This window comes from Nocardiopsis sp. FR4, from assembly GCF_009830945.1.
Lineage (GTDB): Bacteria > Actinomycetota > Actinomycetes > Streptosporangiales > Streptosporangiaceae > Nocardiopsis.
This window is the reverse complement of the sequence record NZ_VWVV01000019.1, coordinates 107,083-131,806: the sequence shown is the minus strand read 5'-3', so window position 1 is coordinate 131,806 and position 24,724 is coordinate 107,083. Positions and strand designations below refer to the sequence as shown.

27 protein-coding genes are annotated in these 24,724 nt (G+C 71.3%); 12 read left to right on the top strand and 15 right to left on the bottom strand.

The features are described 5' to 3' along the window. The first annotated feature begins 182 nt into the window (after positions 1-182). Positions 183-455, top strand: a complete 273-nt coding sequence (locus FYW95_RS18690) for a hypothetical protein (protein WP_160050598.1) — start codon at positions 183-185, stop codon at positions 453-455. Continuing rightward, positions 412-897, top strand: coding sequence for an IS5 family transposase (locus FYW95_RS18685; protein ID WP_236567983.1), 486 nt, complete (start codon positions 412-414; stop codon positions 895-897). Before FYW95_RS18690 ends, FYW95_RS18685 begins: the two co-directional genes overlap by 44 nt. A 94-nt stretch (positions 898-991) precedes the next feature. Here FYW95_RS18685 and FYW95_RS18680 read toward each other — a convergent pair whose 3' ends face one another. Further along, complete coding sequence (locus FYW95_RS18680; protein ID WP_159944498.1) at positions 992-1,558, bottom strand: VanZ family protein; 567 nt, start codon at positions 1,556-1,558, stop codon at positions 992-994. Between the two features lie 888 nt (positions 1,559-2,446). Next, a complete protein-coding gene (locus FYW95_RS27780) occupies positions 2,447-2,737 on the bottom strand; it encodes an NUDIX hydrolase (protein WP_201294924.1) in 291 nt (96 codons plus the stop codon). Positions 2,738-2,786: 49 nt separating this feature from the next. On the opposite strand from FYW95_RS27780, the gene FYW95_RS18670 reads away from it, so the two are divergent. Both FYW95_RS18670 and FYW95_RS28960 read left to right on the top strand, forming a co-directional pair. Beyond that, positions 2,787-3,290 carry an NUDIX domain-containing protein gene (locus FYW95_RS18670; RefSeq protein WP_159944497.1) on the top strand — a complete coding sequence of 168 codons (504 nt, stop codon included), beginning with the start codon at positions 2,787-2,789 and terminating at the stop codon, positions 3,288-3,290. A gap of 164 nt (positions 3,291-3,454) precedes the next feature. Next, complete coding sequence (locus FYW95_RS28960; RefSeq protein WP_159944496.1) at positions 3,455-3,820, top strand: transposase; 366 nt, start codon at positions 3,455-3,457, stop codon at positions 3,818-3,820. Positions 3,821-4,686: 866 nt separating this feature from the next. Here FYW95_RS28960 and FYW95_RS28335 read toward each other — a convergent pair. The 8 genes from FYW95_RS28335 to FYW95_RS18625 form a co-directional block, all read right to left on the bottom strand. Further along, positions 4,687-4,947 (bottom strand): NUDIX hydrolase, encoded by a 261-nt coding sequence (locus FYW95_RS28335; protein ID WP_236567982.1) that lies wholly within the window; start codon positions 4,945-4,947, stop codon positions 4,687-4,689. Between the two features lie 108 nt (positions 4,948-5,055). After that, on the bottom strand, positions 5,056-6,048 hold the full coding sequence (locus tag FYW95_RS18655; protein WP_159944495.1) for a MerR family transcriptional regulator: 993 nt from the start codon (positions 6,046-6,048) through the stop codon (positions 5,056-5,058). A 3-nt stretch (positions 6,049-6,051) separates the two neighbouring features. Then, the gene (locus FYW95_RS18650; RefSeq protein ID WP_159944494.1) at positions 6,052-6,717 is read right to left on the bottom strand and encodes a HEAT repeat domain-containing protein; all 666 of its coding nucleotides are present in this window, start codon (positions 6,715-6,717) and stop codon (positions 6,052-6,054) included. Positions 6,718-6,812: 95 nt separating this feature from the next. Beyond that, positions 6,813-7,844, bottom strand: coding sequence for a LacI family DNA-binding transcriptional regulator (locus tag FYW95_RS18645; protein ID WP_159944493.1), 1,032 nt, complete (start codon positions 7,842-7,844; stop codon positions 6,813-6,815). A 113-nt stretch (positions 7,845-7,957) separates the two neighbouring features. Then, positions 7,958-8,854 carry an NAD-dependent epimerase/dehydratase family protein gene (locus FYW95_RS18640; RefSeq protein ID WP_159944492.1) on the bottom strand — a complete coding sequence of 299 codons (897 nt, stop codon included), beginning with the start codon at positions 8,852-8,854 and terminating at the stop codon, positions 7,958-7,960. A gap of 157 nt (positions 8,855-9,011) precedes the next feature. Then, positions 9,012-9,860: a DUF6807 domain-containing protein gene (locus tag FYW95_RS18635; RefSeq protein WP_159944491.1), complete on the bottom strand. Its 849-nt coding sequence runs from the start codon at positions 9,858-9,860 to the stop codon at positions 9,012-9,014. Further along, positions 9,857-11,029, bottom strand: coding sequence for a Gfo/Idh/MocA family protein (locus tag FYW95_RS18630; RefSeq protein WP_159944490.1), 1,173 nt, complete (start codon positions 11,027-11,029; stop codon positions 9,857-9,859). Before FYW95_RS18630 ends, FYW95_RS18635 begins: the two co-directional genes overlap by 4 nt. Further along, positions 11,029-12,336, bottom strand: a complete 1,308-nt coding sequence (locus tag FYW95_RS18625; protein WP_159944489.1) for a Gfo/Idh/MocA family oxidoreductase — start codon at positions 12,334-12,336, stop codon at positions 11,029-11,031. The genes FYW95_RS18630 and FYW95_RS18625 overlap by 1 nt, the downstream gene beginning before the upstream one ends. 415 nt (positions 12,337-12,751) lie before the next feature. Here FYW95_RS18625 and FYW95_RS18620 point away from each other — a divergent pair, with 415 nt between their 5' ends. From FYW95_RS18620 to FYW95_RS18610, 3 genes are read left to right on the top strand one after another with little or no spacing between them, the layout of a single operon-like run. Continuing rightward, positions 12,752-13,723 carry a carbohydrate ABC transporter permease gene (locus tag FYW95_RS18620; RefSeq protein WP_159944488.1) on the top strand — a complete coding sequence of 324 codons (972 nt, stop codon included), beginning with the start codon at positions 12,752-12,754 and terminating at the stop codon, positions 13,721-13,723. Beyond that, positions 13,713-14,588, top strand: a complete 876-nt coding sequence (locus tag FYW95_RS18615; protein ID WP_159944487.1) for a carbohydrate ABC transporter permease — start codon at positions 13,713-13,715, stop codon at positions 14,586-14,588. The genes FYW95_RS18620 and FYW95_RS18615 overlap by 11 nt, the downstream gene beginning before the upstream one ends. 18 nt (positions 14,589-14,606) lie before the next feature. After that, the gene (locus tag FYW95_RS18610) at positions 14,607-15,938 is read left to right on the top strand and encodes an ABC transporter substrate-binding protein (RefSeq protein ID WP_159944486.1); all 1,332 of its coding nucleotides are present in this window, start codon (positions 14,607-14,609) and stop codon (positions 15,936-15,938) included. A 121-nt stretch (positions 15,939-16,059) separates the two neighbouring features. Here FYW95_RS18610 and FYW95_RS18605 read toward each other — a convergent pair whose 3' ends face one another. Next, the gene (locus FYW95_RS18605) at positions 16,060-16,551 is read right to left on the bottom strand and encodes a DinB family protein (protein WP_159944485.1); all 492 of its coding nucleotides are present in this window, start codon (positions 16,549-16,551) and stop codon (positions 16,060-16,062) included. Positions 16,552-16,588: 37 nt separating this feature from the next. Then, positions 16,589-17,215 carry a class I SAM-dependent methyltransferase gene (locus tag FYW95_RS18600; RefSeq protein ID WP_159944484.1) on the bottom strand — a complete coding sequence of 209 codons (627 nt, stop codon included), beginning with the start codon at positions 17,213-17,215 and terminating at the stop codon, positions 16,589-16,591. Between the two features lie 87 nt (positions 17,216-17,302). On the opposite strand from FYW95_RS18600, the gene FYW95_RS18595 reads away from it, so the two are divergent. Next, positions 17,303-17,890, top strand: a complete 588-nt coding sequence (locus tag FYW95_RS18595) for a helix-turn-helix domain-containing protein (RefSeq protein ID WP_159944483.1) — start codon at positions 17,303-17,305, stop codon at positions 17,888-17,890. 41 nt (positions 17,891-17,931) lie between these two features. Here the strand turns inward: FYW95_RS18595 and FYW95_RS18590 are convergent, their stop codons facing one another. The 3 genes from FYW95_RS18590 to FYW95_RS18580 form a co-directional block, all read right to left on the bottom strand. Next, positions 17,932-18,888, bottom strand: coding sequence for an EamA family transporter (locus FYW95_RS18590; protein WP_201294922.1), 957 nt, complete (start codon positions 18,886-18,888; stop codon positions 17,932-17,934). Positions 18,889-19,015: 127 nt separating this feature from the next. Then, complete coding sequence (locus FYW95_RS18585) at positions 19,016-19,423, bottom strand: hypothetical protein (RefSeq protein ID WP_159944481.1); 408 nt, start codon at positions 19,421-19,423, stop codon at positions 19,016-19,018. A gap of 147 nt (positions 19,424-19,570) precedes the next feature. After that, entirely contained in the window at positions 19,571-20,104 is a 534-nt protein-coding gene (locus FYW95_RS18580) for a GNAT family N-acetyltransferase (RefSeq protein ID WP_159944480.1), read from the bottom strand. 31 nt (positions 20,105-20,135) lie between these two features. On the opposite strand from FYW95_RS18580, the gene FYW95_RS18575 reads away from it, so the two are divergent. From FYW95_RS18575 to gdhA, 4 genes are all read left to right on the top strand, one after another. After that, positions 20,136-20,699, top strand: coding sequence for a helix-turn-helix domain-containing protein (locus tag FYW95_RS18575; RefSeq protein ID WP_159944479.1), 564 nt, complete (start codon positions 20,136-20,138; stop codon positions 20,697-20,699). Positions 20,700-21,095: 396 nt separating this feature from the next. Next, positions 21,096-22,046: a prolyl aminopeptidase gene (pip, locus tag FYW95_RS18570; RefSeq protein WP_160050596.1), complete on the top strand. Its 951-nt coding sequence runs from the start codon at positions 21,096-21,098 to the stop codon at positions 22,044-22,046. A gap of 109 nt (positions 22,047-22,155) precedes the next feature. Then, complete coding sequence (locus FYW95_RS18565; protein WP_159944477.1) at positions 22,156-22,659, top strand: GNAT family N-acetyltransferase; 504 nt, start codon at positions 22,156-22,158, stop codon at positions 22,657-22,659. A 644-nt stretch (positions 22,660-23,303) separates the two neighbouring features. Beyond that, the gene (gene gdhA, locus FYW95_RS18560; protein ID WP_160050595.1) at positions 23,304-24,674 is read left to right on the top strand and encodes an NADP-specific glutamate dehydrogenase; all 1,371 of its coding nucleotides are present in this window, start codon (positions 23,304-23,306) and stop codon (positions 24,672-24,674) included. Positions 24,675-24,724: the final 50 nt, after the last annotated feature.

Below are 24,724 nucleotides of genomic sequence, written 5' to 3'. Positions count from 1 at the left end.
TGGTGTCGGGAGATGCCGGTGAGCCGTGGATGGGCCAGGACCGCACGGTTGCCCTTGATCGTCACGGCGGGATCATGCCACAGCCGTTCATCCCTTGCCTCACCCGCTATCACGCACCAACTCGTTAGAGCTCATCTCAAAAGCCCTGCGAGATGTCCCTGTGCCTGGCATGATCACGTGCTGTGAGTGATGCGTTGCCCGATGCGCTCTGGAAGATCGTCCAGGCCTCCGGCTGCTCCTGGGAGAAGGCCGACGGCCTGTTCGGCCTCACCCGCGCCACCGCCCACCGCTGGTTTCAGACCTGGACCGAGACGGGCCTGTTGCCCACGATCCACCGCACCGTCCTGGATGAGCTGGGCAGACGCGCCCTGCTGGACTGGTCCCGCGCCACCGTCGACTCCCAGTCGATCCGTGCTAAGAGAGGGGGAGAACACGGGGCCAAACCCCACCGATAGGGGCAAAGGCGGTTCCAAGCTCCACCTGCTGTGCGACAACCAGGGTCTGCCGCTGACCTGTGCGATCTCCGCGGCCAACGTCAATGACATCGAGGCACTCAAGCCCCTGGCCCGGGGCATCCCGGCGGTGCGGTCGCGTCGAGGTCCCCGGCGGCGGCGTCCAACCAAGCTCCACGGCGACAGTACCTACCACTCCCGAGATCAGCGCCGCTGGCTGCGCGAACGTGGCATCAGGGTGCGTCTGGCCCGTCCTGGCATCGAGTCCTCCCAGCGTCTGGGCAGGCACCGGTACAAGGTCGAGCGCTCCATCGCCTGGCTGGGCTCCTACCGCAGACTGAATGTGCGCTGGGAACGCAAGGCCTCCACCTTCCTGTCCATGCTCGGCATCGCCTGCATCCTCATCTGCTACAAACATCTCGCGAAGCATGCTGATGGCTTTTGAGATGAGCTCTGAGCCACGGCAAAGCCGAAGGCGTTAGGGCTCCGCGTTATTAAGGGGGAACTTCTTACACTATGCGATCTAACTGACCAGGTACTCAGGCTTCGGCATGGAACGCTCGCTTTGTACGTCGTGCCGCCAGAGTCACGATCGCACATGAACCTGCTGCAAGCAGGGTTCCGCCAAGGGAACCGACAGTGTTCAATAGAACGTCGCCTGTCTCGGTGCTACGCCCGGCCCCCATGGCCCACTGGGCTGCTTCAATGACAACTGACAGGGTAGGTCCAAACAGGATGCGAGGAGCCCAGGTTGAGAATGCATGGAAAGCAACGACGGCCATTGGAACGAATAGGAGAGCGTTCACGGCTTTCTCTGCCAAAATCAATTCGATGCGCTCCATGGCCGCTTCCATCTTCTGCTCCTCGTCAGGGACCATGCCTTCCATCTGGTCAATGACAGCTTGTTCCTCGTCCGGAGGGACGGTGTTACCGTCTGGGTAAGTGACGGTCAGGTTCTCTGCAGGCCCGTATGCGAAGTAGTCGTATTCCTCCCAGTTGCTCCATTTTTCTCGCTCGGCCTGGGAGAGTTCCTCGTAACTGTGCACCACACTTCGACCATCGGAGAGATAACTCCCCTCCGGAGATTTGACCGCTTCGAGTTCCAATGGGATATCTTTCAGGAAAGACAGTGGATCCCACTGGATGCTACGACTTCCCTCGTAACCCCCACCTTCCCCAATGGGCAACGCCAAAATAGCTATATAACCCACTGATGCAATTACCAGAGTGGCGCGCGCCAGGCGGGACACTCCACCTCTTGAATGGAAAGATGTCCAAGCAACAGCGAGAGTTGCAATGGCGATGAAGAGCAGTGCTAGGACCAAGCTCACGGGGGTCGCGTAAAAGAGAACTCTCCACATATTATTTCAACTTCCAATAGACTCGGGCCTCAAAGTATGGAGGGTTATGCATCAATCCCTATCCAACTGCAGTACTTATTGCACTCGGTCGGAAAAGGGGCTGGGCATGACAGCGAGTCTGAAGCATGCCATCACAGTCCGGGCCGAACCATCCACGGCGTTACCTACGCCACCATTGATCATGAAGTTTTCTCACGTGTGTTGCTAGCCCATGCACATGGTCGTTTGTTGACACTCCCGAGCTTTGCAAGTGGGATCCTGACCAGGGATGTCACCACTATTTGCGGCTGGTGGCACGTTCTCTAACGGGGGTTGAGGAACATTAGAACACGAAAACGACGGGTGTCGTTAACGAACGTGGCACCAGACGCAAACGTGACCGAACCTCACCGGTCGGTGACGAGCGCTTCCAGGGCGGCGGCCTTGTGGGGTGTGGACCAAGTACGCCGGAAAGCGGCAATGGGCTGGTCGGCGGGCAGGTGAAGGACAGGTGCAGCGTCCGCGCTGAGGTCAGCTTCTTGAACCGCGGGTAGGCCGTGCGCTCGATCGAGGTCATCGGCGGGGCCCTCTTCCAGGACAGGGGCGGGGGTCGCCGACACGGTAGCGACAGAGGACCGGGGTATTCCCGGCGCTTCACCGAATCGCAACCGAACAGGAGCAGGACCCTCCAAGGCGGATGCAATCAGGGCTGTTGATCAGCCCATTGCCGCTTTCCGGCGTACTTGGTCCGCCCCCCACATGGGCGGGCAGCAGCTCGCCGAGGCGGTCGGGAACGACCCAGGCCCAGTCCGACAGTTCGTCCGGAGGCAGCCGCGGTTCGGCGTTCTCGGGAAGGCTGGCGGTGAACAGCCACTGCAGGGCGGCGGTGCGTCCGCCGCGGGGCGGCACCCAGTCGACCGCGACGGTGTCCGGGAGGGGCGTCACCGTGTGGGCTGAACGTCACCGGCCGGGGCGGTGCCCTAGGCTCGAACGGATGGGACGCACCGACACCGGAGACGAGCAGCAGTTCCGTGTACGTCCGCCCGGCGTCCGGGGGGCGGCGGGCGCGCTCATCCGCTCCCCGGCGGGGGAGGTGCTGCTGGTGGAGCGCGTCTACAGACCCGACCAACCGTGGGGCCTCCCCGGAGGCATCATCGAACAGGACGAGTCCCCGCTGGCGGCGTGCCGCCGGGAGCTGGCCGAGGAACTCGGCGTCCAGGCCGTCATCGAGCATCTGGCCGCGGTTGACTGGGTGCCGCCCCGCGCCGGGGGCACCGCTGCCCTCCAGTGGTTGTTCGTCGTCCGTCTGCCCGAGAACGCAGAGCTTAGGCTTCCCCCGGACGAGCTGTCGGGGTGGGCCTGGGTCGCCCCCGACCGCCTCGGCGAGCTGCTGTCCGCCCACGTGGCCCGCCGCGTCAGAGCGGCTTTGGCCGCTCGTGAGCGGGGTGCCACCGCCTACCTCGAACACGGGCACCCCATGGTGGAGGGGGAGTGTTGACCGCGCCGGGCACCGTGGACGCGCGCGGGACGTTCCGGTCGACGGCTGTGTTGGGCGGCTGCCACCCGCGCGCCTTCCGACGGGAGCGGCGCGCCGGGTTTCGGCGCCTGACCGCTCTGAGCGCCGACAGTGACTACCTGGTTGTCTAGAGTCACAGAAGCGGATTGGGCCGACCACCGCAAGGTCATCAACGCGATCCCGTTCCGCACCCGCACCGGTATCCCTGGCGTGATCTGCCCGAACGCTACGGGCCCTGGGAGAGCGCCGCCGGACGCCACCGCGGCTGGTGCACCGACGGCACCTGGCAAAGGATCGCCGACCGGCTGCGGATCGACGCCAGCAACGGCGAAGAACTCCTCGCCGGTATCGCACCAGCGTGCGGGCCTACTCCAGCCGCGCCAACCGGGACCATCTGCGCGGGAGAGGGATCAAAGCGACGATCGCTCAGCCCCGCGGCCAGCGTGAGCACCACCGGCTCAAGGGGGCAGAGGGGGGCGGCCTCCGACTTTCGACCAGGGGGCCTACGGTAAGCGGTACTCCGTGGTGCACCGGGAAGGCTGTTGGGTGCTCACTCGCGGTTCGGCGCGCCGGACGGAGGACTCCCCGCTGGTTTCGTGTGGGGAAACCCCCGAGAGGGAAAGATCGCTGGCCTGAAGCACACTCTGGCTGATGCCATCATCACCTACGCAGCCGCTTAGACGGCCCGGGGCCCCTCGGACCGGTGCTTCCGGCGCGGACATCGGGTGCCGTCAACGAACGTGTCACCGGCCGCAAACGAGGTTCGCCCCTGCCACTCCGGAGGCCCTCACAGCGGACCGGTGAAAACTTCTACGGTGTGGTTGGGTGGGACACATGTTTATTTCTTCGGGGGCATGACCGGGCTCTACCAAAACGGTGGCAACATCGCGATGTTCGTGCCGTTGGGCGCGCCGGAGAAGGAGACCCCTCGTGTACGGATCCAAGGGCGACCCCGGTGTCGGCAGCCGCGAGTACGACCCCCTGGACCCGGCTCCCGAGTCTGCCCCCGAGCCAGAGCCGGGGAAGCCCGGCACCGAGCGCTAGGCACTGTTTTGAACGGGTCAGGTCCCGGAGCCAGATCCGGATCGAGGCCACCTGCACGGTCCCGTCGAAGATCGCGGCCCGCACCCCCGTTTCACCGGGGCACGGGTGCTCGGGCGGCGGGGTCTTGCGGCGCTGGCGATGACCCGCGAGGTCGGGGCTTGGGCAGCGACCGAACGACCCGTGGCGGTGGAGGGCCGTCGAGGCTCGGCTTACCGCCACCGGCCGTTCTGATCCAGGCGTTCGCGGAGCGGCCCCTTCTCTGTCGAGCTGGGGTTGATCGGGGGGAAGAGCGGTAGGTCGGCGGTTGCGCGGTGGTGCACCCGCGCGATGGCGCCTACCTCATGACCGCCGTCGGGTTGCTCGTCGTACTCCTCCGTCGCCAGCGCACCGCGAACGGAGGGGGTGACGTGCAGCCGGTAGAGCAGGTGCGGTTTGCGTGGAGGCGGTGCGGGCCCGGGTCCAACTCCTCCCCGAGCTCGCGTGGGAGCGCGGCGAACAGGTCCTCACCGGGTTCGACGTTGCCGCCCTGCGGGGTGTGGTGGGTCGAGGCGGCGCGGTCGCGGCGGATGAGGGCGACCTCTTCGCCGCAGAACACCGGTGCGCCGACACGGATCCTGGTGCGGGATAGGGGACGGGGCGGTCGGTGAGGTCCGTGCGGACCGGTGTCGCGTCCCGGTCCCCGGTCAGCGGCTCCCTCCGGTTCTCAGCCCCTGCGCCGGAGAAGGTACGCCGCGGTCAGTGCGACGGCGCGGTCCCCGTCCCGGGACAGCTCCGTGAGGGCGCGTGATGCCACGGGCCCCGGGATGTCCGCCAGCGCCTGGGTCAGCCATACGCGCGCGGAAGCCCGCGTGCCGTCGTGGGCGAGGCGGTCGATGATCCTGGCGGCGATCTGGTCCGCCGTCGCGGTGTCGCCCGCCAGCATGCCCAGCGCGTCGGCCGCGTCGGTGTCCTTGCTTCCCTCCGCGACCATGTCGACGAGTGCCGGGATCGCGTCGGCCACTCCGCGTGCTCCGAGCGCCAGGGCCGCGTACTCGCGGACCACGGTGTCGGGGTTGGCGAGGGCCTCCCGCAGCCGGGCGGTGGCCTCGGCGCCGGGCATCTCGACGAGGGCCCGGGCGGCGCGTGCGCGCACCGCGGCCACCGGTGAGGCGAGGCCCCGGGCCAACAGTGCCGTGCCGCCGTCGCCCGAGCGCGCCAGCGCCCATTGAAGGGCCCCGGCGACGTTCGGCTCCGTCTCGCTCAGAACCGCCTCGACCAGGGCCTCCACCGGAGCCCCCTCGACCGGGGACAGGGCCGCGCGCTGGCGCGCGGTCGCGCTCGTGGACCCCAGCGCCTGGAGGAACGCGATGGTCTGCAGGACGTCCTCCCAGTCGGCGGGTCCGGCCGCGTCGATCCGGCGCAGCCGGGTGAGCAGCTCGGTTTCGGCCGCGATGCGGGCGCGTGTCTGGCGGATGAGGTCGTCGACGAGCCCCGAGGGCGTGAAGCCGGGGTCGTCGAGCGCGCGCCCGATCTCGCGCAGCGACAGCCCCAGCGACCGCAGGCTCTCGATATGGAAGATCCTCCGGATGTCCTCGCCGGAGTACTCCCGGTAGCCGGAGCCCGTACGGCTCGACGGCCTGATCAGGCCGAGCGACTCGTAGTGCCTGAGCATGCGGGCGCTGACTCCGGACCGCCGCGCCACCTCACCGATCAACACGTCCTAGTGTCCCTCCCGCCCGGACCCGCCCAGGGCCACGACGCGCTTGGCCTCCTCGATCGCGAACTCGAATCCGGTCTCCGGATCGCTCAGCAGCCGTTCGGTGGCGAGGGCGTGCGCGCGCACGCGCGGGTCGGGGGCCTTCGTCGCGGCGCGCAGGGTCGGCACGATGGCCTCGCCCAGTGCGACCAGCGCCCGGCTGAGGCTCAGCTGGGTCTCCCGTTCGCCGCGCCCGAGCTGTGCGGCCAGCACGGCGGCCAGTTCGGGCTCCTGGCCTTGCGGTACGAGCACGACCGCGGCCCGCCAGGCGCTTCGGGCCACCTCGTCGTCGGGGTCGGTCAGGAGCGCCCGTGTGATCGCCGGCCACGCCCGCCGGTCGCCGATCTTGGACAGTGTGTGCAGCGCCTGGCTGCGCGCCTGCGCTCGTTCGGAGCGGACTTCGCGGAGCAGCGCGGGGAGCGTCACGGACGCCGGGTGCCGGGTGAGCGCCCAGGTCAACATGTCGCGGACGAAGAACTCGGGCTCGGTCGCGCACCGCTCGACGAGGGTGTCGACGAAGCGCGGGTCCGGCGTCGTGCCGAGCGCCAGGGCCGCCCGCACGCGCACGGACGCACGGCCGTCCTCCAGGGCCTGGAGCGTTCGCGCGGTGTCCTGCGGCGTCTTGGTCATCGGGACCACCTCCTTGGCACGTAGTGAAGTGCTTGTCACCGTGTCAAGGTCAAGGCGGGTCCGCCGCGGGGGCGGCGGGTCGGTGTTCGCGCGGGTCAGCGTGTGGGCGGGGCGGTGCTCTCGCGTTCGACGACCTCGCCGCGGACGGTGACCACGCGGGGCTGGTCGGCGGGTTCGCCGTCCAGGGCCAGGGCGGCGGCCCGCTCGCCCATCTCCTCCAGGGGCAGGCGCACGGTGGTCAGCGCGGGGGTGAGGTCGCGCAGGGTGGGGATGTCGTCGAACCCGGCCACCGACAGGTCGGCGGGCACCCGCAGGCCCAGGTCGCGCAGGGCCGCCATCGCCCCCGTGGCCATGACGTCGTTGACCGCGAACAGGCAGGTGGCGTCGGTGCCCACCGCCATGAGGCGGCGGGTGGACTCGTAACCGCCGTCGCGGGTGAAGGCGCCGTGCACGACGTTGTGGTGGGCCAGGGCGAGCCCCGCTCCCGAGAGAGCGGAGTGGAAGCCGTCCAGGCGTTCGCGGGCGGTCTGCAGGTCGGTGGGCCCGGCCAGGATGGCGAACTCGCGGTGCCCCTGGGCGATGAGGCGGCGGGCCAGGTCGGAGGCGCCGGTGTGGTTGTCGGGGGTGACGGTGTCGGCGGGCAGGCCCTCCTGGGACACGCACGCCACCCGGCCGCCCTGGCGACGGAAGAGGCGGATCTCCTCGGCCAGGCGCCGGTTGCTCTCCTCGTCGGTGGAGCGCGAGCCCACCAGGACCACCGCGCGGGCCCGGTGGGCGCGCAGGGTGGCCAGGATGCGGCTCTCGGTCTGGGGGGAGCGGCTGGTGGTGCCCAGGACCAGGACCAGGCCCTGTTCCTCGGTGTGGCGGGTCACCCCGGCGGCGATGGAGGAGAAGTAGGGATCGGAGATGTCGTGGACCAGCAGGCCGACCAGGGAGCTGCTGTTGCGGGCCAGGGTCTGGGCCGAGGCGTTGGCGAGGTAGCCGAGCTCGCGGGCGCTGGCGGTGACCTTGTCGCGCAGACGCTGGCTCACCTGCCGGGTGCTGCCGTTGATCACCCGGGAGGCCGTCGCCAGGGACACTCCCGCGTGTTCGGCGACCTGTTCCAGCGTCACATAACCGGACTCCACGCCGCTCCCTCTCCTGCCTCGGCCCATGGGAAAACTCTTTCCTACCCTAGCGGAGCTCCCGGCCCGCTCACGGCCGTCAGGACGCCTCATTTGCCTCTCCAGCCCCACTGGTCTCAGGGCTGGTCGGTGGTGGCGCGCAACTGTTCGCGCCAGGTGCGGGTGGGGATCCATCCCAGGGCGGTGCGGGCCGCCTCGGAGGAGAAGACCGCGCGTCCGTCGGCCAGGGCCGCGGCGGCCCCGGCGGTGGTGGGGTGGTAGCGGGGCAGCAGGGTGTCCACCGGGCCGGGGGCGAGGGGGTCGGGGGCCATGGCGTTGAGGATCTGGCCGCCGCGCAGCCGGGCGGGGTTCTCGATCACCAGGGCGAACAGTTCGGCGGCGTCGCGGGCGTCGACGTAGTTGAACAGGGACACGGCGGCCAGCGCGGGGTCGGCCAGCCGTTCGGCCATGGTGTGCCCCTGCTGGGTGGGGGCGCCCTCCCACTCCTCGGGGGCGACCACGTACCCGGGGCGCACGCAGGTCAGCACGCAGGTGGGGCTGGTGCGGGCCAGGGCCCGGACGGTGTCCTCGATGATCGACTTGCTCAGCCCGTAGGCGTGCCAGGGCGCGACCGGGTGGTCCTCGTCCAGGGGCAGGTAGCGGGGCGCCCAGGAGGGGGTGTTGTACCCGTAGACGGTGGGGCTGGAGGCGGCCACGGCCGAGTGGGCGCCGTGGGCGACGGCGGCGGAGAGCACGGCCCAGGCCAGGCCGGTGTTGACCTGGAGGGTCTCCACGTCGGGGCGGGCGAAGGGCACGGCGATCCCGGCCAGGTGGACGACCGCCTCGGGGCGGGCGCGGGCGAAGGCCTCCTCCAGGGCGGCGGGGTCGAGCAGGTCGGCGGTGACGGTCTCCACGCCCGCGGGCAGCTGGGCCGGGGCGGTGTCCGCGGAGGTGACCTGGTGGCCTCGGTCGACCAGGACGGACACGACGCTGCGGCCGAGCCGCCCGGAGCCGCCGGTGACGAGAACGCGCATGGGTGTTGTCTTCCTTGTCGTGCCCCGGGGGCCGGGGCGGTTGTCCACAGGTGTGGGCGGGGCCTGGTGGGCGGGTGGCGTGGCGCCCTAGCGTGGATAGCGGGGGTCCCCAGGCCGCCCGGCTTCGTGCTGCCCCGGCACCCCCTGAGGCGGGTGTTCAGTCCAGCGACCGCGCGGTCGCGGCCAGTTCCTCCAGGGCCGCGGCGTCGGGGTGGCCGTCGCGCACCGCCACGCGCAGGCGGCGCTCCAGGAGGGCGCCCTCGGGCACGGGCAGGCGTTCGTCCCAGGCCAGGGCGGGTCCCACCCCGGGGTACTCCTCGGCGCGCAGGAACCACGGGTCGGTGTGCTCCCCGGGCTGGAGGAGGAGCAGGGTCCACCGCGCGCCCGCCCGGTCGGTGCCGGACAGGGCCAGCCAGGGGGCGCGGGAGCCGTGCAGGGCCTTCTCGCCCTCCAGGCCGTCGGCGCCCAGGACGCGGGGCGGGGCCTCGGCGACGGGGGCGCGCCAGAACAGGCCGCCGTAGCCGGCGCCGGGGCGTCCGTTGGTGGCGGGGCTGCCGATGCTCAGGTCGCGGCGGGCGGTGTTGCGCAGGCGTACGCGCACGTCCAGCACCCAGGTGTGCTCGTCCAGGCCGAGGGCGTGCAGGGTGCGTTCCTCGGCGAGCAGCTCGACGCCGCCGGGGTCGGTCCACGACAGCGCCTGCACGCGCCGGTGCGGGCTCTGCTCCAGCCAGGACACGTGGTTCTGCCGGCCGTGGTTGTCCAGCAGCACCGACCCCCGGTCGCGGGTGAAGGTGCGCCCGCCCCAGAAGCTGGTTCCGGAGACGTCGGGCACGGCCACGCTCACCCCGAGGTGGTGCAGGTGGTCGGCGGGCCGCAGCTCGGTGACCGCGGTTCCGGCCAGGGTGCGCACCGGGTGCAGGTAGGGGCGCGGGGACAGGGTGGGTTCGATGTCGGTTCCGTCGTGCAGGACGGCGAGGTCGCGGCCGTCCAGGGCCAGGGTGGTCACGGTGTGGCCTTCGCGTCGGTCGGCCCCGCCGACCGGGCGGCGGCCCAGGCGGGGTCGAGTTCGGAGAACAGCGCCAGGTGTTCGGCGCTGCGGTGGATCAGGGTGTCGATGCCGGGGATGATTCGGCGCACGCCTTCGTCGGTGGTGTGCCGGCGCTGCATGTGCGCGGGCAGGGACACCGGGTCGGGGGCGGTGCGCACCCGTTCGAGGACGTGCATGAACGCGCGGGTGGCCCGGGGCGGCACCAGCAGGGGCTCGCCCTCGTTCACGTGGGCGAGGAGGTTGGCCAGCAGCGGGGTGCGCGGGTGGGTGGTGGTGGCCGGGGCGTGCCCGGGGCGGTGCAGGGTGACGCGGTCCAGGGTGTACTCGAACTCGATGCGTCCGCGCTCGCCGTGCACCACCAGGCGCGGCGGCAGGTGTTCGGGGGCGCACAGGGTCACCGCCAGGGTGATGGGAAGCCCGTCCCGGGTGCGCACGCGCACGCAGGAGGTGTCGTCGGCCTCGATGGGGTGGGCGTGGAACATCTCCAGCTCCACCCCGGCGGGCGCCTCCTCCTGGGCGCCGGCCACCGCCAGGGCGGTGGCCAGGGCGTGGGCGAAGGGGTTGGTCAGCGCCCCGTCGACCACGTCGCGTCCCTGCAGGCGGCGCCGCCCGGCCCAGGGGGCGCGGTCGTAGTAGGCGGAGGTGCGCACCCAGGTGCCCGCGCCGCCGATACCGCGCACGCGCCCCACGGCTCCGTCGTCGATGAGCGCGCGCACGGCCGCCACGGCGGCCGAGCCCAGGCTCTGGAAGCCGACCTGGCAGGCCAGTCCGGAGGCGTCCACGGCCGCGGTGAGTTCCTCGAACTCGGCCAGGGTGGCGGTGGTGGGCTTTTCCAGGAGCACGTGGGAGCCGTGTTCCAGGGCGGTGCGGGACAGGGGCAGGTGGGTGTGGATGGGGGTGGACAGGATGGTGACCCGCGCGCCCGTGCGGTCGATGGCCTCACCCAGGTCGGAGTGCCAGGGCAGCGGTCCGTGTCCCTCCAGGTCGTCGCCCTCGGGGACGGGACGCTGGTCGCACAGGCCCACCAGGCGGACCAGGCCGGTGTCGGCCATGGCGCGCAGGGAGCGCAGGTGGGTGCGGCCGTGTCCGTGGACTCCGGCCAGCAGGACGGGCACGGGCGCGCTCATCAGCTGTCTCCGAGCAGGTCGGCGACGCGGATTGGGGTGCCCGAGGCGATGGAGGCGTTGGCGGCCAGTCCGGTGAGCAGGGCGTTGCCGCCGTCGGCGTGGTCGGGGCGGATGCCGTCGTCGGTGCCGCCGAAGAGGGAGTCGAGCATGAGCTGGTCGCCGCCGCCGTGGGTGCCCTCGCCCACCGCGACCGGGATCTCCTCGGGCGGCTGCCAGTGGCGGCGCAGCCACAGGCGGGCGGTGGTGTGCTCCTTGGGGGCGGGCATGCCGCGTACGGGTGTGGCCTCGTCCTGGTGGGGCGAGGTGTACTCGAACTCGGTCATGTCCAGTTCCAGGCGGCCCCTGCTGCCGGTGATGGAGATGCGGTAGCCCTCCCAGGGGGCGTAGGCGACCAGGTGGTAGGTCAGGCGGGCGCCGGTGTCGTAGCCGACCAGCACCGACATGTCGTCCTCGATGGTGATGCCGGGGCCGAAGACGTTGAGGTCGCGGCGGTAGCCGTCCTCGTGCTCGGCCTCCAGGTACAGGGCGCGCAGGTCCTCGCTGTCGTCCATGTGCAGGGCGAAGGGGTCGTTCTCGGCGGCGGAGTCGCGGTGCGCGCGCTCGTAGTCGGCGGCCAGGCCGTGGCGGCGGCCGTTGTCCTCGCCGTAGAAGAACAGGCGGCCCGAGGCGTAGACGTCGGTGGGGCGTGCGCCGATCCACCAGTTGACGAGGTCGAAGTGGTGGCTGGCCTTGTGGACGAGCAAGCCGCCGGACTGGGCCTTGTCGCGGTGCCAGCGGCGGAAGTAGTCGGCGCCGTGGCGCAGGTCCAGCAGCCACTCGAAGTGCACCGAGCCGACCTCGCCGATGGCTCCGGAGGTGATGAGGTCGCGCAGCTGGCGGTGGACGGGGTTGTAGCGGTAGTTGAAGCCGACGGTCACCCGGCGGCCGGTGCGCGCCTGGGCCTCGTTGATGCGCCGCAGGCCGTCCAGATCGGCGGTCATGGGCTTTTCGGTGATGGCGTCGCATCCGGCGTCCAGGGCGGCCACGATGTAGTCGGCGTGGGTGCGGTCGACGGTGCAGACGATGACCTCGTCGACCCCCTGCTCCTTGAGCATGCGCGTGAAGTCGTCGGGGGAGTAGGTCGGCACGGGGTCGAGTCCGGCGTCGGTGACGATCCGGTTGTGCACGGCCATGCGGGTGGTGTTGGTGTCGCAGAGGGCGACCAGCCGTCCCCGGTCCCGGTGGGTCCCGGTCAGCGCCCGGGTGTACATCCGGGCGCGGGAGCCGGTGCCGACGATCGCGTACCTGCGTGGAGTGGTGTGGTTCACAGAGGGCATGGTAAACGCTTTCCGAAGTGAACGGCAAGGGCACGGGAGCAGTCGTCGCCACTCCGAGATCCTCAACTCAAAGTAGTGACACCAGTTCGAAGAGTTGCGGAAAAGTGTGGGAAAGGCGCGCCGGACGGGGAAGCAGGGCCCTCAGGGGTGCCCCCGAAGGGTAACGATCTGGGGTGTGGATCACAGTTTTGCCGAAACCTAGCGTTGACACCCATGTAACCCGGTGCTAGAAACTGAACATCTTAGTACGTGGATAGCGCTTACCAGAACGGGTTTCAGCAGCTCACCCCGTGTTCTCTGACACAGCGTACGCGCCCTTCCGAACGAGATTGGCAGTTTCCATGAATCCAGGACCGCACGCGTCCGCCAGCGCCCCGGCGGTGGCCCCACGGGAGGGTGGGTCCCCGTGAGCGCCCTCCTGCAACGACGGCCCGCCAAGGCTCCGGACGGCCCGGCCGCCGCCGCGCCGCGCCGTCGCACCGGCAAGCCCCCGGCTCCCGGCAAGAAGCGCAACGAGAACCTCGCCGCCTACGGCTTCCTGGCCCCCTGGTTCCTGGGCCTGGCGTTCATCACGGCCGGCCCCCTGATGGCCTCGCTGTACTTCTCCTTCACCGACTACAGCCTCATCGGCGACCACAACTGGGTCGGCCTGGAGAACTACGAGCGGATGCTCGGCGACTCCCGGCTGCACAGCGCGCTGAGGGTCACGTTCGTGTACGTGTTCGTGTCGGTGCCGCTCCAGCTGGCCCTGGCCCTGGCCCTGGCGATGGTGCTGGACCGGGGCGTGCGCGGACTGCCTCTGTACCGGTCGGTGTACTACCTGCCCTCCCTGCTGGGCGGCAGCGTGGCCATCGCCATCCTGTGGCGCCAGGTCTTCGGCGCCGAGGGCCTGATCAACCAGGTGCTGGCCTTCTTCGGCATCCAGGGCGAGGGCTGGGTCTCCCACCCCGACTACGCGCTGGGCACCCTGATCGTGCTCAACGTGTGGACCTTCGGCGCGCCGATGGTGATCTTCCTGGCGGGCCTGCGGCAGATCCCGGCCATGTACTACGAGGCCGCCGCGGTGGACGGTGCGGGCCCGATGCGCCGGTTCTGGAACATCACCGTGCCGATGCTCACCCCCATCATCTTCTTCAACCTGGTGCTGCAGATCATCAACGCCTTCCAGACCTTCACCCAGGCGTTCATCGTCAGCGGCGGCACGGGCGGCCCCTCCGACTCCACGCTCTTCTACACGCTCTACCTCTACCAACGCGGCTTCGGCGCCTTCGACATGGGATACGCCTCGGCGATGGCGTGGCTGCTGCTGATGATCATCGGAGGGTTCACCGCGGTGAACTTCCTCGCCTCCAAGTACTGGGTCTTCTATGGCGACTGAGACGACGGCCCGCGCCAGCTCCGGCGAGCGCACCCGGGCCCAACACCTACGACGACTGCTCACCCACGTCGGGCTCATCGGGTTCGGGCTGCTCATGCTCTACCCGCTGTTGTGGATGCTCTCCAGCTCCTTCAAGCCGACCGAGGAGATCTTCCGCGCGCCCGGCCTGATCCCGGAGACCTTCAGCTTCGGCAACTACCCCGAGGGCTGGACGGCGCTGCAGCACCCCTTCCACCACTACCTGCTGAACTCGGCGATCGTGGTGGCCGGGGCGATCATCGGCAACCTGGTGGGCTGCTCGATGGCCGCCTACGCCTTCGCCCGCCTGGAGTTCCGCGGCAAGCGGCTGTTCTTCGCCATCATGCTCGCCACGATCATGCTGCCCATCCACGTGGTGATCGTGCCGCAGTACATCCTGTTCGCCGAGCTGGGCTGGATCAACACCTTCCTGCCGCTGATCGTGCCCAAGCTGCTGGCCACGGACGGGTTCTTCATCTTCCTCATGGTGCAGTTCATCCGCGGACTGCCCCGTGACCTGGACGAGGCCGCGCGCATCGACGGCTGCGGACACGTGCGGATCTTCCTCCAGCTGATCCTGCCGCTGTCCCTGCCCGCCCTGGCCACAACCGCCATCTTCACCTTCATCTGGACGTGGAACGACTTCTTCAGCCAGCTGATCTTCCTCACGAGCCCGGACATGTACACCGTCCCCGTGGCCCTGCGCACCTTCGTCGACTCCACCTCGCAGACCTCCTGGGGTCCGCTGTTCGCGATGTCGGTGGTCGCCCTGGGGCCGGTCTTCGGGTTCTTCCTCGCGGGACAGCGATACCTGGTCAAGGGCATCGCCACCACCGGAATCAAGTAGTCGAAGGGAAACCAACCCATGCGTACCCACCCTCACAGCGGGCGCCCCCGGGCCCGCCGCCGCAGCCCCCTGTTGTCCGTGACCGCCGCGGTCGGGGCCATCGTCATGGCCGCCACCGCCTGCGGCGGGGACTCCGGATCCGGTGATGACGGCGTCGTGGAACTGCGCTTCTCCTGGTGGGGAGCGGACGACCGGCACGCCACCACCCAGCAGGTCATCGACCTGTTCGAGGCCGAGAACCCCGACATCAAGATCGTCGCGGACTACACCGACTGGGCGGGCTACTGGGACCGCCTGGCCACCAGCACGGCCGCCAACGACGCGCCCGACATCATGACCCAGGAGGAGCGCTACCTGCGCGAGTACGCCGAGCGCGGCGCGCTGCTGGACCTCGGCGAGGTCAGCGACGAGCTGGACCTGTCCAAGATCGACCCGCTGGTCGCCGAGAGCGGCAACCTGGGCGACCAGACCTACGGTGTGGCCACCGGCGTGAACGCCTACGCGATCCTGGCCGACCCGCAGGCCTTCGAGGAGGCGGGCGTGGAGATGCCCGACGACTCGACCTGGACCTGGGACGACTACGTCGAGATCGCCGCGGAGATCACCGAGGCCACCGACGGCGAGATCGTCGGCACCCAGAGCATGACCTACAACGAGTCGGGCTTCCAGATCTTCGCCCGCCAGCGCGGCGAGAACCTCTACAACGAGGACGGCTCGCTCGGCTTCTCCCAGGAGACCCTGGAGGAGTGGTTCCAGGTCACCCAGGACCTGCTGGACAACGGCGGCCAGCCCGGCGCCTCCGAGAGCGTGGAGATCGAGGCGGGCGGTCCGGACCAGTCGGTGCTGTCCACCAACAAGGGCGCGATGGCCCACTTCTGGACCAACCAGCTGGGCGGCATCTCCGCGTCCGCGGGCCGCGACATCGAGCTGCTGCGCTACCCCGGTGAGACCGAGCACGAGCGGACCGGCATGTACTTCAAGCCGGCCATGTTCTACGCCATCTCCTCGGGCACCGACCACCCGGAGGAGGCGGCCCGCTTCGTGGACTTCCTGCTCAACAGCAACGAGGCGGCCGAGCTGATCCTGGCCGACCGCGGCCTGCCCGCCAACGTCGACGTGCGCGCCCACATCCTGAACTCGCTGCCCGAGGCCGACGCCCGCAGCGCGGTCTTCCTGTCCGAGATCGAGGACACGATCGTGGACGGCAACCCGCCGCCGCCGATCGGCGCCGGCCAGGTCGTGGAGATCACCAAGCGCGTCAGCGAGGAGATGGTCTTCGGTGACCTGACCCCGGCCGAGGCCGCTGAGCGGTTCATGTCGGAGGTCGAGGCGGCCACCGGCGGTTCCTGACCCCCACAGTCCCTCTGATAACAGACCGGGCCCGGCGGAAGACCACTCCCCTTCCGCCGGGCCCGGTCGCGTGTGCGCGGGGCCGGCGCCCGTCCGTGCGCGCGGAGGGAGGTGCGGGGGTTCAGCGCCCGGTCGAGCCGTCGACCAGTTCGCGGAGGATGTCGGCGTGTCCGGCGTGGCGGCCGGTCTCCTCGATCATGTGGACGAGGGCCCAGCGGACGCTGGGAGCGGGCCGCCCCGGCCGCGACCGGGGGAGCGGGGCGCCGAGGTCGGCGCACCCGTCGAGGACCGTGTTCGCGTCCCCGACCGCCCCGCGGTACCGGGCCACGACGTCGGCCACGCTGTCCGTCGGCGCGGCCCGGAAGGTCGCCTGCCAGTCGCCGACCTCCTCCCCGAGGAACAGTGAGCGCTCGACGAGGGCCAGGTGGTGGAGCAGGCCGAGCAGGTTCGTGCCCGAGGGCACCCCGGCCGTGCGGACCCGCGGTTCGGGGGCGCCGTCGACCTTCGCGGCGACCGAGGCCCGGAGGTAGTCGAGGAAGCCGCGCAGGACCGCGGTCTCGCCGCTCCCGGTGCGGGGTGGAGGGGTGTCGTGGCGGTGGGCGGTGGTGGGCATGGTGCTTCCCCCTGTGGGTTCGGTGCCCGGCGCCGGGTCAGGCGGTGCGGCGGATGATCAGGACGTGGTCGGTGACCTCGGCGGTGCGTCCGCCCGGGCCGGTCGCGGTCCGTCGGGGCGCGTCGGCCCGCTCCACCGCCCACGTTCCCGGGTCCAGGCCGATACCCTCGGCGACCTCTCGCGGGCCCGGGTACCGGGTGTCGGGGTCCTGGTTCCACGACCACGGCGCGGTGGAGCCGTGGTCGACGACCAGCAGCCGCCCGCCCGGGCGCAGCGCGTGCGCGGCCGAGCGCAGGACGGCGCTTCGGTCCAGGTCGAAGGGCGTGTGGAGGCAGTGGGCGCAGACCAGGTCGAAGCGTCCGCCGGGGAAGGACCGGTGCAGGTCGTGCCGCTCGGCGACGACCAGGTCACCCAGCCCCCGTGCGCGGGCGAGGCCGCTGAGCCGCTCGAGCGCCACGGCCGAGATGTCGGCGGCGGTGACGCGCCACCCCCGCCGGGCGAGCCAGAGCGCGTCGCCGCCGCCACCGCATCCAAGGTCCAGGGCGTGGCCGGGCGTCAGACCGGTGACCGTCTCGGTGAGGCGTTGGTTGGGTGGCGGGTCGGCGGCCGCCGGACGGGCGGCGTGGACGTCGTCCCAGAACGCGACCGGGTCGGTGGTGTCCATCGGGGCTCCTTCCGTAGAGGTGCGCCCAGCTTGACGGGAACCGGCAGGTTTTGGCACGAGAACTTGCGGTTATGGCAAGATGGCCCCGTGGACCGCGAAACGGAGGACGTGCTCGGCGTGGTGGGGCCGCGGCTGCGCGCGCTGCGCCGCGAGCGGGGCATCACGCTCGCCGACCTGGCGGCGGCGACCGGGGTCTCGGAGAGCACCCTGTCGCGGCTGGAGAGCGGTCGGCGCCGGGCGACCCTGGAGTTGCTGCTGCCGCTGGCCCGTACCTACGGCGTGCCCCTGGACGATCTCGTCGGCGCTCCGCGCACGGGCGACCCCCGCATCCACCTGAAGCCGATCCGGCGGTTCGGGATGGTCTTCGTGCCGCTGTCCAGGCGGCCGGGCGGAACGCAGGCGTTCAAGATGGTCATCCCCGCCCGGGCGGAGCCGTTGGAGCCGGCCCCGCAGACCCATGAGGGCTTCGAGTGGCTGTACGTGCTCAACGGGCGCCTGCGGTTGGTGCTCGGTGAGCGCGACCTGACGTTGGCGCCGGGTGAGGCGGCCGAGTTCGACACCTCCCTGCCGCACTGGTTGGGCAGCGCTGACGGCGGTGCGGTCGAGCTTCTCATCCTGTTCGGTCTTCAGGGGGTGCGCGCACACGTGCGCACCGCCCCCGCGGCCGGGTCCTGACGCCCGCGTCCCACACCGCTCCCGGGGCGTGCCCGGGGGCTTCAGGGGGCGGTGGGCAACCGGGGCCCGGGGGCGGTCTCGTCCTGCGGTGCGCCCACGGGCACGGCGGTCTGGGCGACCAGGGCGCCCGCGACGATGACTGCGGCGCCCAGGATCTGGGCGGGGTTGAGGGCCTCGCCCAGCAGGGCCCAGGCCAGCGCGATCGCGGTGACCACCTCCAGGTAGCCGACCGCTCCGGCCACCTGGGGGGACAGGCGCCGGACCGCGGAGATGCCCAGGACGTAGGCCAGCGCGGTGCACACCAGGCCCAGCCACAGCGCCGCGGCCCATCCGGGCAGGGGCAGGGAGCCGAGGTGGACGGGCCCGCCCAGGGTGGCCCAGGGCAGGTCCCAGGGGCGGGCCAGCAGCCCGAGCAGCAGGGCGGCGACCAGGGAGCCCAGGGCCACCAGGGCCAGGGGGTCGGTGTCCTCGTCCAGGCTGTCGGAGAGCAGGAAGAAGGCGGCCTGCCCGGCGGCGGCGCCCAGCGCCAGGGCCACCCCGAGCGCGTCCAGGCGCATGCCCGCCCACACCTCCAGCAGCAGGCCCAGTCCGGCCAGGGCCAGGACCACGCCGACCACGGCGGCGGGGGAGACGCGGGTACGGCGCACCACGCGCAGCCACAGCAGGACCAGGACCGGGCCGAGGAACTCGATGAGCAGGGCGATGCCGACGGGGATGCGGGCCACGGCGGCGAAGTACAGGGCCTGGACCCCGGCCATGGGGACGGCGCCGTAGGCCAGCACCAGCAGGGGGCGGCGCCGGACCAGCCGCCAGTGGACCAGGGCCAGGGGGGAGAGCAGCAGTGCCGCGCCGCCCACGCGCAGCCAGGTCACCTGCAGGGGGTCCAGGCCCGCCTCCAGCAGGGGTCGGGCGAACACGCCCGCGCCCCCGAAGGCGAGCGCCGCGGCGAGGGCGAAGGCCAGCCCCTTGGGGCGGTGGCGCGCGGGAAAGCGGGACACGTCGGTACTCCTGGGCACAGGCGGGGAGATCGGACCGCTGACGAGCATACGGCGCGGCTGCGACGCGCTTCCCCCTGACCGGGGGCGGGGGCGGTGCGGCCCGCCGCCCGGAGCGGGCTGGACGCGCTCAGCGTGCGTCGGAGTGGTCCTGGTCGTCGAGGAGGGCACGCAGACGGTCCCAGTCCGCCCTGCGCGCCATCGACCGGTACACCGGAAGGGAGGCGGTGGTCCTGCGGCCGACCGTCATGGTCAGCCGGGTGCCGCTGGCGTCCAGGCGCGCCCGCGGGTCGAGGGCGGTCTCGGCCCTGCTGCCCCGCATGATGGGCACGGTCAGCCTTCCCGGGGCGAGGACGAAGTAGGGCATGCGGACGTAGGCGGCGCCGAAGGCCAGGACGATCAGCCCGGGTATGAGGGCGGACAGGCCCGGGTCGGAGCCCGCGGTCGCCCAGAGCCACACGCCCAGGCCGCACAGGCCGGCCCCCAGCGCCAGGAACATGCCGCACAGCCACCAGGCGAACCGTACTCTCACCGTCATTCGCTGTTCACCGTTCCCGGTCGGGGGTCGTCGGACGGGGTGTCGCGAACGCATTCCACTCTAACGAAGCCTGTGCCGATGCGGTTCTTCGAGCTCCCCGCGCGGCCGGACACGCGGCCCGGCGTGGTTGGCCGTGACGGTGCCCGGTCAGCGGTCCTGGTGCGCTTCGTTGCGGGACAGCTCCAGTTGGGCCCAGGCGATGTCGTGCCAGGCGTCGAACTTGCGGCCCGCCTGGCGCATGACGCCCGCGTCCTGGAAGCCCAGGGCGCGGTGCAGGCCCACGCTGGCGTCGTTGGGCAGGGTCATGCAGGCGATGGCGGTGTGCATGCCGCGTTGGGCCAGGCGCGGCAGCAGGGCGCCGTACAGGGCGCGGCCCGCGCCGGTGCGCCGGTGTCCCACGCGCAGGTAGACGCTGACCTCGCAGGTCCACCGGTAGGCGTCGCGTGTGCGGAAGGGGCCGCCGTAGGCGTATCCGGCGATGCCCCGGTCGTCCTCCAGCACGACCCAGGCGTGCCGCTCCTGGCACGCGGCGATGCGCGCCGCCATCTCCTGGGCCGTGGGGGGTTCGTACTCGAAGGTGATGGCGGTGCCGGTGACGTAGGGCGCGTAGAGGGCCGCGCACGCCGCCGCGTCGGCCCGGGTGGCGTCGCGCAGGGTCGGGATCGAACTCATGTCCATCATGGTAAGCGAGACTGTCTTCTATAGTGAACGCATGAGTGACGCACTGGGAGTGGCCCTGGCCACGACGCTCCAGGAACTGCGCAGGGCCCGGGGGATGAGCGGGAGCGCGCTGGCCGAGCGCTCGGGGGTCTCGCGGGGCATGATCAGCCGGATCGAGAACGGCGACGTCCAGCCCACCGCCGCGCTGCTGGGGCGCCTGGCGGCGGCGCTGGGCATCACCCTGTCGGAGCTGATCGCACGGGCCGAGCGGGGCGACCGGCGCCTGGTGCGCTCCCGCGAGCAGCCCGTGTGGACCGACCCGGAGACCGGCTACCGGCGGCGCGCGGTCTCGCCCACCTCCGGGGGGCCGATCGAGCTGGTGGAGGTGGAGCTGCCACCGGGGGCGCGGGTGGCCTACCCGGCGGAGTCCTACGCCTTCACCCACCACCAGGTCTGGGTGCTGGAGGGCACGCTGGCCTTCCGGGAGGGCGAGGTGGAGCACGTGCTGGAGGCGGGGGACTGCCTGCACCTGGGCGCGCCCGAGCCGTGCGAGTACCGCAACCGGACCGGGGAGCCCTGCCGTTACCTCGTGGTGGTCGCACGGGACCGGGAGTGAGGCGGCAGGGCGCCCCCGCCGGGAGCGGGTGCGCCTCCGGCGGGGTGGACCTGGAGAGGGGGCCGGTCCCGGCCGGGCTATGCGACGGATCCGGCCGGCGCGGGCGGGGTGGCCGAGCACCACGGCATGGGCCGGGCCGCCGATCCGCTCGCCTGAGCGACGGGGTGAGGAACATCGGGGTGAAACCCCGCGCTGAGCACCGAACGGACCGGGTAGGGCTGGAGTGAGAGACTCTCTGCCCCCACCGTCAAGAGCAGTTCCCCGGTCTTCGGCCTCAGGCGGTTCCCTCTTCCCGACTACTCGAGTAATGCAGGCGCCAGGGCCAGCACCGTTGCACGTCCGCCCCCGCGCCCGACCATGCCCCCGCCTACAAACAGCCACGTCAGGAGAAGTCCCGTGTACCCCCACAGTCACCCCTACATCAGCGGTTACCTGGAACGCCCTGACGGCCAACGCCTGTTCTGGCAGGAACTGGGGAACCCCCAGGGGATACCGGTACTAGGCGTACACGGCGGCCCCGGTTCCTCCTCCAACTCGCACTGGTCGATGCTCACCGACCCCGCCCACTACCGGCTCATCCTGCTCGACCAACGCGGAGCTGGCGCCAGCACCCCCGACGCCGGCGACATCGACACCGACCTGGGCCCCAACACCACCGACCACCTGATCGCCGACTTCGAGGCCCTGCGCGCCCATCTGGGCATCGACACCTGGCACCTGATGGGCGCCTCCTGGGGATCCTGCCTGGCCCTGGCCTACGCCCAGACCCACCCCGACCGCGTGCGCTCCCTGGTGCTGTTCGCTGTCACCGCCGGCACCCGCCAAGAGATCCTCTGGATCACCCACCGCATGCGCCGTGTCTTCCCCGCCCAGTGGGAGGACTTCTACGCCGCCGCGGGCGTCGGCGCCGACCCCACCGCGCTCCCGGCCGCCTACGCCCGCCTCCTCGCCGACCCCGACCCCCGGGTCCGCTTCGATGCCGCCCGCGCCTGGTGCGCCTGGGAGGACACCCACGTGGCCACCGCCCCCGGCCACACCCCCAACCCCCGTTTCGAGGACCCGGCCTTTCGTGCCACCTTCGCCCGTCTGGTCACCCACTACTGGGCCAACGACTGCTTCCTGGCCCCCGACCAGCTGTTGAACGACGTCGGCCGCATCGCCCATCTGCCCGCCGTGCTCATCAACGGCCGCCTGGACATCAGCGGTCCCTGCGACACCGCACACGACCTGGCCGCTCGCTGGCCCGCCGCCGAACTCGTCATCGTCGACGATGCCGCCCACGCCACCAACACCGCCGGTATCGGCCAGGCCGCCAAGGACGCCCTCGACCGTTTTCGCGCCCTGTAGTCAGGCTCCCGGTCCAAGACGTCTCTGACCAGGCAGAACTCACAACGGAGCGCAGGCGCATACGGGGATGGGGGCGGAAACGGAAAACGCGGTGGGGCAGTGTGGGGGCATGCCCACCTACGAGACGATGCCGTTCCACCTGGAGACCGAGCGGCTGGTGCTGCGGCCCTGGGCCGAGTCGGACGCCGATGGGCTGCGCGCCCTGCTCGCCGAACGCGGCAACGGAACGCCCACGGTGGAGCACGTCCGGGCGGGCATCGCGAAGCGGCTCACCGAGACGGCGGCGACGGGGATCGCCCTGCTGCCCGTCCAGCGCCGCGACGAGGGTGACTTCATCGGTTACTGCGGGTTGGTCGTCGGCCGCTGCACCCTGGAGGAGCCGGAGATCGCCTACGAGCTGTTCCAGCGCGCGCACGGGCGCGGCTACGCCACCGAGGCGGCCGGCGCGGTGCTCGCCGCTGCCGCGGCGACCGGGCGGAGAAGGCTCTGGTCGACCGTCGGCACCTGGAACACGCCCTCGCTCCGTGTCCTGGAGAAGCTCGGGTTCGAGCGGGACCGCGTCTCCACGGAGGACAGCGGTGAGGTGGCGTGGCTCACCCGCCCGCTGCCGTGACCGTGTAGGCGGGGGCCGCCGCGAGGACGCGGCCGTGTCCCTCCGGGAGGCCGCGCAGCCCCGGGCCGCGGCCCCCCGACGGGGAGGGCGGCGCGGCCGATCCGGAGCTGTTGGCGCTGGTGCGGGCCTCGCTGGAGCAGGTGGGCCGCGGGCAGGCGCGTCCCGCCCGTACCGGTGGGCGCGCGCACAGCGAGGCGGCGTCCGAGGCGGTGGCGGCCGTGCGCCGGCGCCTGGCGCGCCTCAGGCAGCGGGGGCTCTGGTGAGCCCGACCGACCCGGGCTGCGGACGTTTCCCGCGCGCGTGGACGGGGAGGGCCGGGACGCACGCGTCATGTGCCGGAAACACCGCGGAAACACGACCCCGGGTCGGAGTCCGGGGCGTGCCCCCGCCGGGCACCCCCTGCTGACTGTGTGGACTCCCGAGCTGTGCGGGTGCGGTGCGCTCCCGGGCGCACCGCACCCGCGCGGGGCATGTTCACAACGAGGAAATACACTCCTCACACAGTCATGGTCCGCAGGCGTGGGGAGAGCCCGGCGCCGCGGAACAGCCCATCGTGCGGCGTCAGCGTGCGCCTGTTCGGGGTTCCCGGCACAACGGTGTGTGGGGTGCCCGCTCCACCCCCGCGTCGAAAGGAACGCCCACCCATGCCCTTCTCCTCCGAGGAACGCCGTGACCACCACCCCGGCGTGCGGTCCGCCTACGAGCACGTGGTGCGCCGCAACCCGGATGAGCCGGAGTTCCAGCAGGCGGTGCTGGAGGTGCTGGACGACCTCTCACCGGCGCTGGCCCGGCACCCCGAGTACGCCGAGCAGCGCATCCTGGAGCGCCTGTGCGAGCCCGAGCGCCAGGTGATCTTCCGCGTTCCCTGGCGCGACGACCAGGGGCGGGTGCACGTCAACCGCGGTTTCCGAGTGGAGTTCAACAGCGCGCTGGGCCCCTACAAGGGCGGCCTGCGCTTCCACCCCAGCGTGAACCTGGGCGTGGTCAAGTTCCTGGGCTTCGAGCAGATCTTCAAGAACGCGCTGACCGGTATGAACATCGGCGGCGGCAAGGGCGGCAGCGACTTCGACCCCAAGGGGCGCTCGGACGCCGAGATCGAGCGGTTCTGCCAGTCCTTCATGACCGAGCTGCACCGCCACCTGGGTGAGCACACCGACGTCCCGGCCGGGGACATCGGCGTGGGCGCCCGGGAGATCGGCTACCTGTTCGGGCAGTACCGGCGTCTGGCCAACCGCTGGGAGGCCGGGGTGATCACCGGCAAGGGCCTGGAGTGGGGCGGGTCGCGGGTGCGCACCGAGGCCACCGGGTACGGCAGCGTGCTGTTCACGCAGAGGATGCTGGAGCGCGCGGGCAAGACCCTGGAGGGGCGGCGCGTGGTGGTCTCGGGTTCGGGCAACGTGGCGATCTACTCGGTGGAGAAGGCCCAGCAGTTGGGCGCCACCGTGGTGGCCTGCTCCGACTCGGGCGGCTACGTGGTCGACGACAAGGGCATCGACCTCGACCTGCTCAAGCAGGTGAAGGAGGTCGAGCGGGAGCGGATCAGCGTCTACGCCGAGCGGCGCGGCGGTGGGGCCCGCTACGTGGAGGGCGGCAGCGTGTGGGACGTGCCGTGTGAGGTGGCGCTGCCCTCGGCCACCCAGAACGAGCTGAACGCGGACGCCGCGCGCACGCTGGCCGCCAACGGCGTGCTGGCGGTCGCCGAGGGCGCGAACATGCCCACCACGCCCGAGGCGGTCAGGGTGTTCCGCGAGGCCGGTGTGCTGTTCGCGCCGGGCAAGGCCGCCAACGCCGGGGGGGTGGCCACCAGCGTGCTGGAGATGCGCCAGAACGCGCGCAGGACCTCGTGGTCCTTCGAGCACGCCGAGGCGGAGCTGGCCGAGACGATGGCGGGCATCCACGACCGCTGCGAGGAGGCGGCCGAGCGCTACGGGTCCCCTGGCGACTACGTCCTGGGCGCGAACGTGGCCGGGTTCGAGCGGGTCGCGGGCGCGATGCCCGCCCAGGGGCTCGTCTAGGGCCCCAAGGCGTGGTGGGGAGGGGCTCTCCGGGCCGGAGCAGCCCCTCC

Bases quoted from the DNA above. Each gene is read 5' to 3' on its own strand.
- FYW95_RS18670 (WP_159944497.1), top strand. From the start codon at position 2,787: ATGGGACGCACCGACACCGGAGACGAGCAGCAGTTCCGTGTACGTCCG.
- FYW95_RS18610 (WP_159944486.1), top strand. From the start codon at position 14,607: ATGCGTACCCACCCTCACAGCGGGCGCCCCCGGGCCCGCCGCCGCAGC.
- FYW95_RS18605 (WP_159944485.1), bottom strand. From the start codon at position 16,551: ATGCCCACCACCGCCCACCGCCACGACACCCCTCCACCCCGCACCGGG.
- FYW95_RS18615 (WP_159944487.1), top strand. From the start codon at position 13,713: ATGGCGACTGAGACGACGGCCCGCGCCAGCTCCGGCGAGCGCACCCGG.
- FYW95_RS18640 (WP_159944492.1), bottom strand. From the start codon at position 8,854: ATGCGCGTTCTCGTCACCGGCGGCTCCGGGCGGCTCGGCCGCAGCGTC.
- FYW95_RS18565 (WP_159944477.1), top strand. From the start codon at position 22,156: ATGCCCACCTACGAGACGATGCCGTTCCACCTGGAGACCGAGCGGCTG.
- gdhA (WP_160050595.1), top strand. From the start codon at position 23,304: ATGCCCTTCTCCTCCGAGGAACGCCGTGACCACCACCCCGGCGTGCGG.
- FYW95_RS18600 (WP_159944484.1), bottom strand. From the start codon at position 17,215: ATGGACACCACCGACCCGGTCGCGTTCTGGGACGACGTCCACGCCGCC.
- FYW95_RS18630 (WP_159944490.1), bottom strand. From the start codon at position 11,029: ATGAGCGCGCCCGTGCCCGTCCTGCTGGCCGGAGTCCACGGACACGGC.
- FYW95_RS18580 (WP_159944480.1), bottom strand. From the start codon at position 20,104: ATGATGGACATGAGTTCGATCCCGACCCTGCGCGACGCCACCCGGGCC.
- FYW95_RS18575 (WP_159944479.1), top strand. From the start codon at position 20,136: ATGAGTGACGCACTGGGAGTGGCCCTGGCCACGACGCTCCAGGAACTG.
- FYW95_RS18650 (WP_159944494.1), bottom strand. From the start codon at position 6,717: ATGACCAAGACGCCGCAGGACACCGCGCGAACGCTCCAGGCCCTGGAG.
- FYW95_RS18585 (WP_159944481.1), bottom strand. From the start codon at position 19,423: ATGACGGTGAGAGTACGGTTCGCCTGGTGGCTGTGCGGCATGTTCCTG.